15 protein-coding genes and 1 CRISPR repeat array are annotated in these 15,221 nt (G+C 66.0%); of the genes, 14 read left to right on the top strand and 1 reads right to left on the bottom strand.

Features of this window, described 5'->3' with window-relative positions:
• The first annotated feature begins 38 nt into the window (after positions 1-38).
• The 14 genes from EDC29_RS11950 (at position 39) to serS (ending at position 14,824) form a co-directional block, all read left to right on the top strand.
• Positions 39-1,460, top strand: coding sequence for a DegQ family serine endoprotease (locus EDC29_RS11950; RefSeq protein WP_123141032.1), 1,422 nt, complete (start codon positions 39-41; stop codon positions 1,458-1,460).
• Positions 1,461-1,661: 201 nt separating this feature from the next.
• Positions 1,662-3,464, top strand: coding sequence for a translation elongation factor 4 (gene lepA / locus EDC29_RS11955; RefSeq protein WP_123141031.1), 1,803 nt, complete (start codon positions 1,662-1,664; stop codon positions 3,462-3,464).
• Positions 3,465-3,606: 142 nt separating this feature from the next.
• On the top strand, positions 3,607-4,425 hold the full coding sequence (gene lepB / locus EDC29_RS11960) for a signal peptidase I (RefSeq protein ID WP_062275028.1): 819 nt from the start codon (positions 3,607-3,609) through the stop codon (positions 4,423-4,425).
• A 10-nt stretch (positions 4,426-4,435) separates the two neighbouring features.
• Positions 4,436-4,831: a DUF4845 domain-containing protein gene (locus EDC29_RS11965; RefSeq protein WP_123143206.1), complete on the top strand. Its 396-nt coding sequence runs from the start codon at positions 4,436-4,438 to the stop codon at positions 4,829-4,831.
• Complete coding sequence (gene rnc / locus EDC29_RS11970) at positions 4,828-5,505, top strand: ribonuclease III (protein ID WP_123143205.1); 678 nt, start codon at positions 4,828-4,830, stop codon at positions 5,503-5,505. Before EDC29_RS11965 ends, rnc begins: the two co-directional genes overlap by 4 nt.
• Positions 5,498-6,400, top strand: a complete 903-nt coding sequence (gene era, locus EDC29_RS11975) for a GTPase Era (protein ID WP_123141028.1) — start codon at positions 5,498-5,500, stop codon at positions 6,398-6,400. Before rnc ends, era begins: the two co-directional genes overlap by 8 nt.
• A 9-nt stretch (positions 6,401-6,409) precedes the next feature.
• The gene (gene recO / locus EDC29_RS11980) at positions 6,410-7,147 is read left to right on the top strand and encodes a DNA repair protein RecO (protein WP_132230021.1); all 738 of its coding nucleotides are present in this window, start codon (positions 6,410-6,412) and stop codon (positions 7,145-7,147) included.
• A 20-nt stretch (positions 7,148-7,167) separates the two neighbouring features.
• The gene (gene pdxJ / locus EDC29_RS11985; RefSeq protein ID WP_123143203.1) at positions 7,168-7,956 is read left to right on the top strand and encodes a pyridoxine 5'-phosphate synthase; all 789 of its coding nucleotides are present in this window, start codon (positions 7,168-7,170) and stop codon (positions 7,954-7,956) included.
• 148 nt (positions 7,957-8,104) lie between these two features.
• A complete protein-coding gene (locus EDC29_RS11990) occupies positions 8,105-9,340 on the top strand; it encodes a GlgC family sugar phosphate nucleotidyltransferase (RefSeq protein ID WP_123143202.1) in 1,236 nt (411 codons plus the stop codon).
• The gene (locus EDC29_RS11995) at positions 9,334-9,999 is read left to right on the top strand and encodes an endonuclease III domain-containing protein (protein WP_132230023.1); all 666 of its coding nucleotides are present in this window, start codon (positions 9,334-9,336) and stop codon (positions 9,997-9,999) included. Before EDC29_RS11990 ends, EDC29_RS11995 begins: the two co-directional genes overlap by 7 nt.
• An 18-nt stretch (positions 10,000-10,017) precedes the next feature.
• Positions 10,018-10,599, top strand: coding sequence for a class I SAM-dependent methyltransferase (locus EDC29_RS12000; protein WP_132230025.1), 582 nt, complete (start codon positions 10,018-10,020; stop codon positions 10,597-10,599).
• Positions 10,600-10,831: 232 nt separating this feature from the next.
• A CRISPR array of direct repeats spans positions 10,832-12,474; the repeat unit is 37 nt; unit sequence GTTTCAATCCTTGTTGTAATGGATTGAGCATTGCGGC.
• 382 nt (positions 12,475-12,856) lie between these two features.
• A complete protein-coding gene (gene crcB / locus EDC29_RS12005) occupies positions 12,857-13,231 on the top strand; it encodes a fluoride efflux transporter CrcB (protein ID WP_190287942.1) in 375 nt (124 codons plus the stop codon).
• Positions 13,228-13,533, top strand: coding sequence for a DUF190 domain-containing protein (locus tag EDC29_RS12010; RefSeq protein WP_132230027.1), 306 nt, complete (start codon positions 13,228-13,230; stop codon positions 13,531-13,533). Before crcB ends, EDC29_RS12010 begins: the two co-directional genes overlap by 4 nt.
• A 16-nt stretch (positions 13,534-13,549) precedes the next feature.
• The gene (serS, locus tag EDC29_RS12015) at positions 13,550-14,824 is read left to right on the top strand and encodes a serine--tRNA ligase (RefSeq protein ID WP_132230029.1); all 1,275 of its coding nucleotides are present in this window, start codon (positions 13,550-13,552) and stop codon (positions 14,822-14,824) included.
• Between the two features lie 16 nt (positions 14,825-14,840).
• Here the strand turns inward: serS and EDC29_RS12020 are convergent, their stop codons facing one another.
• Positions 14,841-15,182 carry a hypothetical protein gene (locus tag EDC29_RS12020; RefSeq protein WP_123140961.1) on the bottom strand — a complete coding sequence of 114 codons (342 nt, stop codon included), beginning with the start codon at positions 15,180-15,182 and terminating at the stop codon, positions 14,841-14,843.
• Between the last annotated feature and the right edge of the window lie 39 nt (positions 15,183-15,221).

Genomic DNA, 15,221 nt, shown 5'->3' on the forward strand with positions numbered 1-15,221 from the left:
CGGCCCCGGCCGCGCCGATGAATCATTGAGGAGCAACCATGCGCTCGAAACCCCGTCTCTCGCTCGCTCTGACCACCTTGCTCTGCTGCGCCCTGGCGCCGGGGATGGCCGTCGGGCGTACCCTGCCGGACTTCGCCAGCCTGGTTGCCGAGAACGGCCCCTCGGTGGTCAACATCAGCACCAAGCAGCACACGTCCTCGGTCTCCGAGATGCACGGCTTCACCATCCCCGACCTGCCCGACGAGGGGCCGCTGCGCGACTTCTTCGATCGCTTCTTCGGCGAGGAGGGCGAGCTGCCCGACGACATCGAGTCGCGCTCGCTCGGCTCCGGCTTCATCGTCTCCTCCGACGGCTTCGTGATGACCAACTCGCACGTCGTCGAGGGCGCCGACGAGATCGTGGTGCGTACCAGCGATCGGCGCGAGTTCGTCGCCGATCTGGTCGGCACCGACAAGCGCAGCGATATCGCGCTGCTCAAGGTCGACGCCGAGGGCCTGCCGGCGGTGCGCATCGGTTCCTCCAAGGATCTCCAGGTCGGTGAATGGGTGCTGGCGATCGGCTCGCCCTTCGGCTTCGAGTCCTCGGCCACCGCCGGTATCGTCAGCGCCAAGGGGCGTAACCTGCCCTCGGAGAACTATGTCCCCTTCATCCAGACCGATGTCGCCATCAATCCCGGTAACTCAGGGGGGCCGCTGTTCGATCTCGATGGCCGCGTGGTCGGCATCAACAGCCAGATCTACAGCCGCACCGGCGGTTTCATGGGGTTGTCGTTCGCGATCCCGATCGATGTCGCCATGGATGTGATCGAACAGCTCAAGACCAAGGGGCGCGTGACCCGTGGCTGGCTCGGGGTGATGATCCAGGACGTCACCCGCGAACTGGCCGCGAGCTTCGGCCTCAAGCAGCCGCGCGGCGCGCTGGTCGCCGAGGTGTTGGCCGACAGCCCGGCGGCGGCGGCCGGGTTGCGCCCGGGCGACGTGATCCTCGCCTTCGACGGCAAGGACGTGCTCACCTCCAGCGCCTTGCCGCCGCTGGTCGGGGTGACGCCGATCGGTGAGCAGGCCGAACTCAGGGTGCTGCGTCGTGGCGAGCGGATCAGCCTCTCGGTCACCATCGCCGAGCTGCCCGAGGAGGACGCCTTCGCCGCGCCGCCGGCGCTCGATGAGACCCCGGCCAACCGTATCGGCCTGGTGGTGCGCGCCATCGCCCCGGAGCAGCGCGAGCACTTCGGCGTCGAGCAGGGCGGGGTGATGGTCGAGGCCCTCGAACCCGGCCCGGCCGAGCGCGCCGGGCTGCGCGCCGGCGACCTCATCCTGATGCTCGACGGCCAGCCGGTCGCCGACCCCGCCGATTTCGAGCAGATCCTCGCCGGGATCGAGCCGGGGCGCTCGGTGGCGGTGCTGGTGCAACGCAGCGACGGGCGGATGTTCTTCGCCATCCGCATGCCCGACCCCGAATGATCCGGGCATCGGCCCCGGCCAGCGCGGCTATCCTCTTCGCTGGCCGCTGGCCGCTGGCCGCTGGCCGCTGGCCGCTGCCTGATGCGCCGTCCCCCGCGCCTCTGGTAAGATGAGCGGCTATCTGTCGCGATGCCGCGCCCTCAACCGGGCGGCATCGCGATCACTCGCATTCATCAGCCGCTGGGCGCACACGCAATCCCGATGACCGATCTCTCCCACATCCGTAACTTCTCGATCATCGCCCATATCGATCACGGCAAGTCGACCATCGCCGACCGCTTCATCCAGGTCAGCGGAGCCCTGACCGATCGCGAGATGTCGAGCCAGGTGCTCGACTCCATGGACCTCGAGCGCGAGCGCGGCATCACCATCAAGGCGCAGAGCGTCACCCTGAACTATCAGGCGCGCGACGGCGAGACCTACCAGCTCAACTTCATCGACACCCCCGGTCACGTCGACTTCTCCTACGAGGTGTCGCGTTCGCTCGCCGCCTGCGAGGGCGCGCTGCTGGTGGTCGATGCCGCCCAGGGCGTCGAGGCGCAGAGCGTGGCCAACTGCTACACCGCGATCGACCAGGGGCTCGAGGTGCTGCCGGTGCTCAACAAGATCGACCTGCCCTCGGCCGAGCCCGAGCGGGTGATCGGCGAGATCGAGGAGATCATCGGCCTGGAGGCGACCGACGCGCTGCGGGTGAGCGCCAAGACCGGTCTCGGCATCCCCGATCTCCTCGAGGCGCTGGTCGAGCGCATCCCGCCGCCCGAAGGCGACCGCGAGGCGCCGTTGCAGGCGCTGATCATCGACTCCTGGTTCGACCCTTACGTCGGCGTGGTCTCGCTGGTGCGGGTGGTCAACGGCGAGATCCGTCGTCGCGACAAGATCCAGATGCTGTCCACCGGGCGCACCCATCAGGTCGATGCGGTCGGCGTCTTCACCCCGAAGAAGACCGACCGCGAGTGTCTCTCCACCGGCGAGGTCGGCTTCCTCATCGCCGGCATCAAGGAGATCGACGGCGCGCCGGTGGGCGACACCATCACCCATCCCGACAACCCCGGTGCCAAGCTGCCGGGCTTCAAGGAGATGCGCCCGCGCGTCTTCGCCGGGCTCTATACCGTGGTCACCGACGACTACGAGGACCTGCGCGAGGCGCTCGGCAAGCTGCGCCTCAACGACGCCGCGCTCTACTACGAGCCCGAGGTCTCCCAGGCGCTCGGCTTCGGCTTCCGCTGCGGCTTCCTCGGCATGCTCCACATGGAGATCATCCAGGAGCGGCTCGAGCGCGAATACGACCTCGACCTCATCACCACCGCGCCCACCGTGGTCTACGAGGTGCTGCGCAACGACGGCGAGCTGATCAAGGTCGACAACCCCGCCAATCTGCCCGAGCCGAACCAGATCGCCGAGGTCCGCGAGCCGATCATCGAGGCCCACATCCTCGTCCCGCAGGACTATCTCGGCGCGGTCATCACCCTCTGTATCGAGAAGCGCGGGGTACAGAAGAACCTGCAGTATCTCGGCGGCCAGGTGCAGGTCACCTACGACCTGCCGCTGAGCGAGGTGGTGCTCGACTTCTTCGACCGGCTGAAGTCGGTCAGCCGTGGCTTTGCCTCCTTCGAGTACGAGTTCAAGCGCTTCGAGGCCGCCGACCTGATCAAGCTCGATGTGTTGATCAACGGCGACAAGGTCGACTCGCTGTCCTCGATCGTCCATCGCGCGCAGTCGCAGTCGCGTGGGCGCGAGGTCACCGAGCGGATGAAGGAGCTGATTCCGCGGCAGATGTTCGAGGTCGCCATCCAGGCGGCTATCGGCACCAAGATCATCGCTCGCACCACGGTCAAGGCGCTGCGCAAGAACGTCACCGCCAAGTGCTACGGCGGTGACGCCACCCGCAAGCGCAAGCTGCTCGAGAAGCAGAAGGCCGGCAAGCGGCGCATGAAGCAGGTCGGCAAGGTCGAGATCCCGCAGGAGGCCTTCCTTGCCGTGCTCCAGGTCGGCAAGGATAATTGAGCCCGCCGGCCGCGCGCCCGGTGCGCGCGGCCCCGGCGCCCGTCACTCGCCGCTCGCCCGTTCGGGTGGACGCGCCCGCCGTCGCCTGTCGCCCCCCGGGGCACGGACCATCCCCTAAGGACCAAGAGACCCTGCAGACGCAATGACCAACTTCGACTTTCCCGCCTTCCTGGTGCTGGCCTCCGTGGTGACCGGCGCGATCTGGCTGCTCGACGCGCGCTGGCTTGCCCCGCGTCGCCGTGCCGCCGCCGGTGGCGCCCCGGTCAAGGAGCCGGTGGTGGTGGAGTATGCGCGCGCCTTCTTCCCGGTGATCTTCGCGGTGCTGATCCTGCGCTCGTTCGTGGTCGAGCCCTTCCGCATCCCCTCGAACTCGATGATGCCGACCCTGCTCACCGGTGACTTCATCCTGGTCAACAAGTACGCCTACGGGCTGCGTCTGCCGGTGCTCAACGCCAAGTTCGTCGACATCGGCGAGCCCGAGCGTGGCGACGTGGTGGTGTTCCGCTTCCCGCTCGACCCCTCGACCGACTACATCAAGCGGGTGATCGGGCTGCCCGGCGACGTCATCGGCTATCGCGGCAAGACCGTCTATCTCAACGGCGAGCCGGTGGCCCAGCTGCCGATCGGGCGCTACACTGGTGTCGGCTCCGGGCGAGAGATGACCGGCGCGCGCGAGGCCCTCGAGAGCCTCGACGGGGTCGAGCACAGCATCCTTACCCGTTCGCGCGCCCCCGATCTGCCGCCCGGCTGCCGGGTGCTCGCCTTCGGTTCGGTCAAGGTGCCGGAGGGGCAGTACTTCGTGATGGGTGACAATCGCGACAACAGCAACGACAGTCGCTGCTGGGGCTTCGTCCCGGAGGAGAATCTGGTCGGCAAGGCGTTCGGCATCTGGATGCACTGGGACGGTGCCCGCGACGGCCTGCCGATCGCCTGGTCGCGACTCGGCGACGGAATCGACTGAGGTGCGAGCGATGCCGACACGCAGATGCACGACGCCCGCCCGCCGGCAAGCTGGGGCCGGGATCCTCTCCTTCACGATCCTGGTCGGGCTGGCGGCCTTCTTCATCACCCTGCTGCTCAAGCTCGGGCCGATCTACATGCAGAACCTGACCATCCAGTCGGTGATGGACGGGCTCGAGGATCCGGTCGAGCCGGTGGGCAGGAATCCGCGCAAGATCACCGACTATCTCATGCGCAATCTCGACATCAACGGGATCACCTCGGTCTCGGCGCAGGAGTTCGTCATCAAGCGGACCGATGCCGATCGATTCAGCGTGGTCCTCGAGTATGAACGTCGCACGCATCTGTTCTTCAACGTCGATGTCGTGCTCACGTTCCACAATCAGGTGGAAATCAGCACTCAGTGAATGCAGACCCCAGACGGCTGGCCCGTGTGCTCGGGCACGAGTTCGCCCGCCCCGAACTGCTCGAACAGGCCCTGACGCACCGCAGCGTCGGCCCGAACAACAACGAACGTCTCGAATTCCTCGGCGATGCCCTGATCGGGCTGCTGATCGCCGAGGCGCTCGGCCATCGCTTCCCCGAGGCCGACGAAGGCACGCTCAGCCGTCTGCGCGCGAGCCTGGTCAAGCGCGAGTCGCTGGCCAAGCTCGCCCGCGGCATCGAGCTGGGCGACTACATGCGCCTGGGGGCGGGGGAGCTGCGCACCGGCGGTCACGCCCGCGACTCGATCCTCGCCGATGCCCTGGAGGCGGTGCTCGGCGCCGTCTATCTCGACGGTGGCTTCGCCGTGGCCAATACCGTGGTGGCCAAGCTGTTCGCCGAGCGCCTCGAGCAGACCAGCATCGACCGTTCCGGAAAGGACCCCAAGACCCGGCTGCAGGAGTTCCTCCAGGCCCACAAGCGGCCGTTGCCGGGCTATACGGTGATCACCATCGAGGGTGATCAGCATGCACAATCCTTCACCGTGGTCTGTGCGCTCGGCGATGCCGATCTGACCACCCGAGGCACCGGCACCAGCCGGCGCCGTGCCGAACAGGCGGCCGCCGAGGCCATGCTGGAGATCCTCGAACATGAATGACGCCATCACCGGTCGCTGCGGCACCGTCGCCATCGTCGGGCGCCCCAACGTCGGCAAGTCGACGCTGCTCAACCGCATCCTCGGTCAGAAGCTCGCGATCACCTCGCACAAGGCGCAGACCACGCGCCACTCCATCCTCGGGGTCAAGAGCCGCGCCGAGGGACAGATCCTGTTCGTCGACACCCCGGGCATCCATCGTCGCGGCGAGAGTGCGCTCAACCGCTATCTCAACCGTACCGCGCGCGCCGCGCTCGCCGACACCGACCTGATCCTGTTCGTGGTCGAGGCGCTGCGCTGGACCGAGGAGGACGAGCAGGCGCTCGCCGCCGTCGCCCGCGCCGGGGTCGAGTGCATCGCGGTGATCAACAAGGTCGACCGGGTCGAGGACAAGGAGGCGCTGCTGCCCTTCCTCCAGACCCTGGGCGAGCGTCACGCCTTCCGCGAGCTGTTCCCGGTCTCGGCGGCGCGCGGCAGTCAGGTCGAGGCGCTGGAGCAGGCGGTGCTCGCCGCGCTCCCCGAGGGCGAGCCGATCTTCCCCGAGGACCAGCTCACCGACCGCTCGGAGCGCTTCTTCGCCGCCGAGCTGCTGCGCGAACAGCTCACCCAGCGCTATGGCGAGGAGCTGCCGTATCGCACCACGGTCGAGATCGAGCGCTTCGAGGCGGTCGACGGGCGCTATATGATCAACGCCCTGATCTGGGTCGAGCGCCCGGGACAGAAGGCGATCATCATCGGCAAGCAGGGCGAGTCGCTCAAGGCCACCGCCACCCAGGCGCGTCTGGAGATGCAGAAGCTCTTCGACTGCCCGGTCCATCTCGAGGTCTGGGTGAAGATCAAGAAGAGCTGGTCGAGCGACGAGGCCGCGCTCGCGCGGCTCGGTTACAGCGAGGACTGATCGGCGGCGGTGAGCGCCAGCGCCTCTCACGGCTTCGTCCTGCACCGGCACGACTATCGCGACACCAGCCTGCTGGTCGAGCTGTTCTGTGTCGGTCGCGGGCGGCTGCCCGCGGTCGCCCGCGGCGCGCGGCGCGCGCGCTCGGGCGGACGCGCCGCGCTGCTCCAGCCCTTCCAGCCGCTGTGGCTGGAACTCGGCGGGCGCGGCGAGGTGCGCACCCTGACCCGGGTCGAGGCCGTGGGCCGACCCTATGCGCTCGCCGGTCGGGCGCTGCTCTGCGGTTTCTATGTCAACGAGCTGCTGTTGCGTCTGCTCGGTCGCGAGGACCCGCACGATGCGCTGCTCGACGACTACCAGGTCGCGCTCGCGGCACTGGCCGCGGGGGACGACCTCGAGCCGGTGCTGCGCCGCTTCGAGCTGCGCCTGCTCGATGCCCTGGGGTATGGCCTCGCGCTCGATGTCGAGACCGCCACCGGTCGGCCGGTGCACGCCACCGCCGACTATGTCTTCGAGCCCGAGCAGGGGCTGCGCGCGGCCACCGCCACCGATGACCCGCGACTGTGCTGCCGTGGCGCCACCCTGCAGGCGCTCGCCGCCGACGCCGCGCCGGCCGACGCCGAACGCGCGCGCGAGGCGCGGGCGCTGCTGCGCGCCATGCTCGCCCCGCATCTCGGCGAACGTCCGTTGCGCACCCGCGCGCTGTTCCAGCAGTGGTATGGCGGGCGCGAGCGTTCATCCCCACACTAGATTGAGTGGCGACGCCGGTCATGGCGCCGCCTTCCCGACCGTACGAAGCGAGGAGAAATCCCTTGAGCACGCATGCCAACGAGGTGCTGCTGGGCGTCAACATCGATCACGTCGCCACCGTGCGCCAGGCGCGCGGCACCCGCTACCCCGAGCCGATCCAGGCGGCGCTGGTCGCCGAGCAGGCCGGGGCCGACGCCATCACCCTGCACCTGCGCGAGGACCGTCGTCACATCCAGGACCGCGACGTCGAGCTGCTGCGCGGCATCCTGCAGACGCGGATGAACCTGGAGATGGCCGCCACCGCTGAGATGGGCGAGATCGCCGCCCGGCTGCGCCCGCACGATTGCTGTCTGGTCCCCGAGCGACGCGAGGAGCTGACCACCGAGGGCGGACTCGATCTGATCGCCAATCAGGCCCATCTCACCGATTTCTGCGCCCGTCTGGCCGAGGCCGGGGTGCGGGTGTCGCTGTTCGTCGACCCCGAGCCGGCACAGCTCGACGCGGCGCGCGCCATCGGCGCCCCGGTCGTCGAGCTGCATACCGGCCACTATGCCGATGCGCAGACGCGCGAGACCCGCGCCGAGGCGCTGGCGCGCATCGAGCGCGCCGTCGATCACGGTCTGTCGCTGGGCCTGCAGGTCAATGCCGGGCACGGGCTCGACTACGACAACGTCAAGCCGATCGCCGCCATCCCCGGCATCACCGAGCTCAACATCGGTCATGCGATCATCGCCCGCGCGCTCTTCTCCGGACTCGATCGCGCGGTGCGCGACATGCGTGCACAGATCGCCGTGGGCAGCCGTCGCTGAGAGGCATGCGCCGTCGGGGGAGGGCGCTCGGCGTGCCCGATCGACATGACCCTTTCGATCGGAACATGCCCGACGTCGTTCCCCGACCTCGATCTGCGGGCTAGACTGTGCCGCGGGAAAATACTCCCGTCAGCCAAAGCCAAGAGCCATGTCCGCAGATACCCTGATCTTTTTGCTTGCCATCGATCGCGGGGTGGGCCCCGCGCCTCTGACCCGTCATCGCCCGAAGGCGGCCGTTCCCTTCGGTGGCAAGTTCCGGGTGATCGACTTCGCGCTGGCCAACTGTCTGCACTCCGGGCTGCGTCAGGTCCTGGTGATCACGCAGTACAAGAGTCACTCATTGCACAAACACCTGCGCGATGGCTGGTCGATCTACAACCCCGAACTCGGCGAGTTCATCATCCCGGTGCCGGCGCAGATGCGCGATGGCAAGCACTGGTACGCCGGGCCCTTCGACGCGATCCGCCAGAATCGCAACCTGATCGAGCGCAACCGCGCGCGCCAGGTCCTCGCGCTCGATGGCAGCGCCGTCTATCGCATGGACTACAGCGAGATGGTGCACGCCCATGTCGACGCCCGCGCCGAGGTCACGGTGGCGGTGCGCGAGGTCGATCCCGGCGCGCCGCCCTCGCAGACCCAGGCCCGCGTCGAACTCGACGAGCACGACCGCATCGTGCGCATCCTGCCGGCCGAGCGCGCCGGTGAGATCACCGGCGAGCGCGCCTTCGAGACCATGGGCGTTTATGTCTTCGATCGCGGCTGGCTGTTCGATGCCTTCGCTCGCCGCGAGAGCGCCGATGCCGAGGTCGGCCCGCTGCCCCCGGATCGTCATCTCGCCAAGGACGTGCTCGCCCATCTCACCCAGAGCCACCGGGTGCGCGCCTATCGCTTCGGTCAGGAGCGCGGGCGCGTCACTCCGGATCGCTACTGGTGCGATCTCTCCTCGGTCGATGCCTACTATCGCGCCAACATGGCGCTGTTGCGCCCGCAGCCGCCGCTCGATCTCTACCAGGACGACTGGAACATCCGCACCGCCCAGGGGCAGTATCCGCCGGCGCGTACCGTGCCCGGCGCGCGCAGCGGCAACGAGGGGGTGTTCGTCAACTCGATGCTCGCCGCCGGCACCGTGATCAGCGGCGGTGGGGTCAATCACTCGATGCTGTTCCCCTGCGTGCGCGTCGGTGACAGCGCCATCGTCGAGGAGGCGATCCTGTTCGACGGCGTCGAGGTCGGCGCCGAGGCCCATCTGCGCAACTGCATCGTCGAGAAGGGCGTGGTGGTGCCGCCGGGCGAGCAGGTCGGCATCGATCCCGAACGCGATCGCGAGCGTTTCGATGTCTCGGAAGAGGGCATCGTGGTGGTGTCCAGGGACGTCGAGTGGTAGCGGCGGCCACGCCGCAGACGGTCTATCGGACCCTGCTCGCGGCCCATGGCCCCCAGGGATGGTGGCCGGCCGAGACCCCGTTCGAGGTCATGGTCGGCGCCATCCTCACCCAGAACACCAGCTGGCGTAACGTCGAGCGTGCGCTCGACCAGGTCCGCGCCGAGACGGCGTTGAACGCCGAGGCGCTGCTCGCGCTCGATCCGGCGCGGCTGGCCGAGCTGCTGCGGCCCAGCGGCTACTACAGGGTCAAGACCCGACGCCTGCAGGGATTCTGCAAGCGCTATCATGCCGCTGGCGGTCTCGAGCCGCTCGCCGCGCTCGCCACCCCGAGGCTGCGCGAGTGGTTGCTGGCGACCCCCGGCATCGGCCCGGAGACCGCCGACGACATCCTGCTCTATGCCTTCGCGCGCCCGGTGTTCGTGGTCGACGCCTATACCCGGCGACTGTTCTCGCGGCTCGGGTTGCTCGGCGGTGACGAGGACTACGAGACCATCCGCCGCTGGTTCGAGCGGGCGCTGCCGGACGATGTCGCGCTGTTGCAGGAGTATCATGCGCTGATCGTGGCGCACGCCAAGCATGCCTGCCGGGCCAGGCCGGTCTGTTCGGGGTGTGCGCTGCGGGCGTGCTGTCCGTCATCGAAACCGACCCAGGTGAGCTGAGACGAGGATTGCGAGACCATGCCGCGAGTCGATAACCACGCCTTCTACGATGACGCACTCAAGACCCACGGCACCAATGCCGAAGGGGTGCAGTGGATCTCCGAGGAGACCCAGCGGGTACGTTTCCGGGTGCTGCGCGAGTTGCTGCCCGAGGACCTCTCCAGCGTCGAGCTGGCCGATGCCGGTTGTGGTTTCGGCGACTTCTTCGTCTATCTGCGCGAGCACGACCAGACGCCGGGGTGCTATCTCGGTCTTGATGTGATGGCGCCGATGATCGAGACGGCGCGCGCGCGCACCGGCTGCGAGATCCGCCAGTGCGACGTGCTCCAGGATCCGCTGCCCGAGGCCGATTACTACGTCTGCAGCGGCGCCATGAACATCCTCACCTGGGATGAGACCCAGAGCTTCATCCGCAACTGTCTCGCCGCCAGCCGTCGCGGTTTCGTATTCAACCTGCTCAAGGGACGCGACACCTCGCTGATCTACAACTGTCGCCGGCCCGCCGAGATCCAACAGCTCGCTGATACCTTGAATGCGACCATGACGGTGCGTGAGGGTTATCTGGCGGGGGATTTCAGCGTATTGCTCGAACACTGCTGACTCGATGTATTGAGATCGATCTGGCTGGTGCTGGCGCCATCGACCGATGTTGGGTTGCTGAAAAACAGCAACCCAACCTACATCGCTATGTCATCTCGCAGGTTGAGTTGCCCGTTACTCACCCTCTCATCGCAACAAAACAGCGTTTGGCGCATCCAAGGTTTCAATCCTTGTTGTATGGGTTGAGCATTGCGGCCGTGCTCGCCCATCTCTACCCGGCAGCGATCCCTGCGTTTCAATCCTTGTTGTAATGGATTGAGCATTGCGGCCGCCGGATTCGCGAGCGCGCCTCGGTGGCGATCCGCGCATTTCAATCCTTGTTGTAATGGATTGAGCATTGCGGCCACGCGGCGACTGACGGCAGCACGCCGTTCCGCCTGTTTCAATCCTTGTTGTAATGGATTGAGCATTGCGGCGCTGTCTACGCGGTAGAGGTCGCCTACGCGGACAAGTTTCAATCCTTGTTGTAATGGATTGAGCATTGCGGCGCGCCGGGATCGACGATCCCAAGATGGAGGCGGTCGGGTTTCAATCCTTGTTGTAATGGATTGAGCATTGCGGCAGCCGATTGGCTGCTGCTCGTCACATACCCGGAGGCGGTTTCAATCCTTGTTGTAATGGATTGAGCATTGCGGCCCCCGGTGGTGTACACCTCCAGCCGCATGTACCCGAGTTTCAATCCTTGTTGTAATGGATTGAGCATTGCGGCGCGCATGGTCGCCCGCAGCAGGCGCAGCATGTCCACATGTTTCAATCCTTGTTGTAATGGATTGAGCATTGCGGCCTCCGCGACGCCGGGCTGAAGGTCACCGACATCGGGTTTCAATCCTTGTTGTAATGGATTGAGCATTGCGGCCCGCGGGCCGCGAAGAGGCCGCGCTTACCCTGGCGCGGTTTCAATCCTTGTTGTAATGGATTGAGCATTGCGGCGCGGCTGGTTTACCGGATACGCACAAGCGCCAGACGGTTTCAATCCTTGTTGTAATGGATTGAGCATTGCGGCGCGCGACTCATCCGAAACGGAAGTGCTCCACATCATGTTTCAATCCTTGTTGTAATGGATTGAGCATTGCGGCGTCCGCAGCAAAGTCGACAAGACCTACGTGATCCGGTTTCAATCCTTGTTGTAATGGATTGAGCATTGCGGCGTGCCAAGGAACCACCGAGACATGGTTCTACCGAGGGTTTCAATCCTTGTTGTAATGGATTGAGCATTGCGGCCTTGGAGCACTGAGTTCCCCCCAGCACCAGCAATGGGTTTCAATCCTTGTTGTAATGGATTGAGCATTGCGGCACACCACGCGATGCACGCAAACGCCCAGGCGCTAATGTTTCAATCCTTGTTGTAATGGATTGAGCATTGCGGCGAGTATGCCGACAAGACCGCCCCAATCACGCCCTCGTTTCAATCCTTGTTGTAATGGATTGAGCATTGCGGCCAGAGATCCAGGGCCTACGACATAGCCGGTGCTCTGTTTCAATCCTTGTTGTAATGGATTGAGCATTGCGGCGGTACACCACATGATCCAGCGCAAGTCGCCGCTCCAGTTTCAATCCTTGTTGTAATGGATTGAGCATTGCGGCCGATGGTTTGTATTTTACAGGATTGCGGGATCCTGTGTTTCAATCCTTGTTGTAATGGATTGAGCATTGCGGCCCGCTCGGTCGCCCCCAGCAGCGACTCGGGAACCTGTTTCAATCCTTGTTGTAATGGATTGAGCATTGCGGCATGCAGGGTGATCGCCGCATCTCCATCCCCCTGAGAGTTTCAATCCTTGTTGTAATGGATTGAGCATTGCGGCACCAGGATACTCCACCATCCAAACCACCAGTTATTAGTTTCAATCCTTGTTGTAATGGATTGAGCATTGCGGCCGCAAATTCCCTAAAAAGCATTTTGAAACAAGCACTTGGTCTTTTCTGCCGAGGCTCTTGGGTGGCGAAAAATAGATGTTTTGCACCGATGTATGCCCTGTTTTCTCGCTGGCTGACATTGACGCTTTTGATTTTATGTCTTTTTTATCAGAAGGTTGCGTCAGCGGCGTTGAGGGTCGGTGATATTTTTTGCTCAGCAGTCTGAGTCGAGGTCGCTGCGGGCAGTGGTATTGCCGTGGCCCGATAATATCAAGTCGGTGCGATCGGTGTCCTCTGTGTGTGCGCTTCGGATGTGCGGCAGTGGCCAGGGTGGGCGGGGCGTTCGCCCGGGCAAAGGCCCGGACGTCCATAGTAGACTTATCCCTTTTGGCGGGAAGATACCGTGTTGCAACTTGTGGCGATCGCCGGGGGCGGCGCGCTCGGGGCGTTGTCGCGCTTCTGGATCTCGACCGGCGTCTACCGGGTGCTGGGGCGTGACTTCCCCTGGGGCACCCTGGCGGTGAACGTCATCGGCTCCTTCCTCATGGGGCTGCTGTTCGTGCTGCTCACCGAGCGGCTGGCGGTGGCGGCCGAGTGGCGCGGCGCCGTGCTGGTCGGGTTTCTGGGGGCCTTGACGACCTTCTCGACCTTCTCGATCGAGACCCTGAACCTGATCGAGCAGGGGGCGCTGTTGCGCGCCACCCTGAACGTGGGCGCGAGCGTCGGGGTCTGCGTGTTGCTGTGCTGGGCGGGCATCGCCCTGGGGAGGTCACTGTGAGTCAGAACGAAGCGATCATGGTGCGGGTCTATCTCGCCGAGTCCGATCATGAGCTCAAACCCCTGGTGCACGCCCTGCGCGACGAGCTGGGGGTGCGCGGGGTGACGGTGCTGCGCGCGATCGAGGGCTATGGTCCCTCGGGGCGCGCCCACGCCGCCTCGCTGATCGATCTGTCGCTCGATCTGCCGCTGGTGGTGGAGTTCTTCGATGCCCCCGAGCGTGCCCGTGCGGCGATCGCCCGAATCCGTAATCAGGTGAAACCGGGGCACATCGTGTCCTGGCCGGTCACCATCGAGTCCTGAGACCCAAGGAGACTACATGCTAGACCCACGACTGTTGCGCAACGATCTCGCGCGCGTCGCCGAGCTGCTCGCCCGTCGCGGCGTGACCCTGGACACTGCCCGTTTCGAGCAGCTCGAACAAGAGCGCAAGCGGCTGCAGGTCGAGGCCCAGACGTTGCAGACCGAGCGCAACACCCGCTCCAAGTCGATCGGCAAGGCCAAGGCCGCGGGTGAGGATATTCAGCCGCTGCTCGCCGAGGTCGCCGATCTGGGTGATCGACTCAAGGCCGCCGAGCAGGCGCTGGCCGACTGCCAGGGCGAGATCGAGTCGATCGCGCTGGGGCTGCCGAACCTGCCCGACGACAGCGTGCCGGACGGGCGCGACGAGGCCGACAACCGCGAGGAGCGGCGCTGGGGCGAGGTGCCGAGCTTCGACTTCACCCCGCTCGATCACGTCGACCTGGGCGCGCGCAACGGCTGGATGGACTTCGATCTCGCCGCCAAGGTGACCGGCTCGCGCTTCGTCACCCTGTCCGGGCCGATGGCGCGGCTGCATCGCGCGCTGATCCAGTTCATGCTCGACGTGCACACCACCGAGCACGGCTACACCGAGACCTATGTCCCCTATCTGGTCAACGCCGACAGCCTCTACGGTACCGGTCAACTGCCCAAGTTCGAGGAGGATCTGTTCAAGGTCCCCGGCGAGCGCGATCTCTATCTGATCCCGACCGCCGAGGTGCCGGTGACCAATCTGGCGCGCGACTGCATCTTCGAGGCCGATGAGCTGCCGCGCCGCTGGGTCGCCCACACCCCCTGCTTCCGCAGCGAGGCCGGTTCCTACGGCAAGGACACCCGCGGGATGATCCGTCAGCACCAGTTCGAGAAGGTCGAGCTGGTGCAGGCGGTGCCCGAGGCCGAGTCCTTCGCCGCGCTCGAGGCCCTCACCGGGCACGCCGAGTCGATCCTGCAACGGCTGGGGCTGGCCTATCGGGTGGTGACCCTGTGCACCGGCGATCTCGGCTTCTCCTCGCGCAAGACCTACGACCTGGAGGTGTGGCTGCCGGGTCAGCAGGCCTATCGCGAGATCTCCTCGTGCAGCAACTTCGGCGACTTCCAGGCGCGGCGGCTGCGTGCGCGCTGGCGCAACCCCGAGACCGGCAAGCCCGAGCTGCTGCACACCCTCAACGGCTCCGGGCTGGCGATCGGTCGCACCCTGGTGGCGGTGCTCGAGAACTACCAGCTCGCCGACGGTCGGGTGACCGTGCCCGAGGCGCTGCGCCCCTACATGGGCGGTCTCGAGGTGCTCGGCTGAGTCCGGGCGCGCCGCCTCAGCGCGTCTGCGGGATATAGACGTAGGCGCGCGCCACCCCGGCGCCGACGATCTCCAGTGCCTTGCTGTCGTAGAAGTGCCCGAGCGCGGCGAGTGCGCCCGCCGGGTAGTCGCCGAGATCGACCTGATTGGCGGTGACCCGGTAGCGGCCCTCGCCGGGCGGCAGCTGCAGATAGACCGCGCAGGGGTTGGAGGTACAGGTGCCGGTGTCGCCCGGCGCCAGGGTGATGCTGCCCCAGTCGGTGACATGGCGGGTGGCGGTGGCGCAGCCGACGAGGCTTGCGACCAGGACGAGAACGACAGGTCCGGCGCCGCAGACGGCGCGTGCGGGCTGATGCATGACGGGCTCCGGCCGGTTGCGACCGGCGCGTGTTCGGCA

Origin of the sequence: Marichromatium gracile (assembly GCF_004343155.1) — a bacterium.
GTDB classification, from domain to species: domain Bacteria; phylum Pseudomonadota; class Gammaproteobacteria; order Chromatiales; family Chromatiaceae; genus Marichromatium; species Marichromatium gracile.

Bases quoted from the DNA above. Each gene is read 5' to 3' on its own strand.
- EDC29_RS11950 (WP_123141032.1), top strand. From the start codon at position 39: ATGCGCTCGAAACCCCGTCTCTCGCTCGCTCTGACCACCTTGCTCTGC.
- pdxJ (WP_123143203.1), top strand. From the start codon at position 7,168: ATGGCGCCGCCTTCCCGACCGTACGAAGCGAGGAGAAATCCCTTGAGC.
- EDC29_RS12020 (WP_123140961.1), bottom strand. From the start codon at position 15,182: ATGCATCAGCCCGCACGCGCCGTCTGCGGCGCCGGACCTGTCGTTCTC.
- EDC29_RS11965 (WP_123143206.1), top strand. From the start codon at position 4,436: ATGCCGACACGCAGATGCACGACGCCCGCCCGCCGGCAAGCTGGGGCC.
- era (WP_123141028.1), top strand. From the start codon at position 5,498: ATGAATGACGCCATCACCGGTCGCTGCGGCACCGTCGCCATCGTCGGG.
- lepA (WP_123141031.1), top strand. From the start codon at position 1,662: ATGACCGATCTCTCCCACATCCGTAACTTCTCGATCATCGCCCATATC.
- lepB (WP_062275028.1), top strand. From the start codon at position 3,607: ATGACCAACTTCGACTTTCCCGCCTTCCTGGTGCTGGCCTCCGTGGTG.
- serS (WP_132230029.1), top strand. From the start codon at position 13,550: ATGCTAGACCCACGACTGTTGCGCAACGATCTCGCGCGCGTCGCCGAG.
- EDC29_RS12000 (WP_132230025.1), top strand. From the start codon at position 10,018: ATGCCGCGAGTCGATAACCACGCCTTCTACGATGACGCACTCAAGACC.
- EDC29_RS11990 (WP_123143202.1), top strand. From the start codon at position 8,105: ATGTCCGCAGATACCCTGATCTTTTTGCTTGCCATCGATCGCGGGGTG.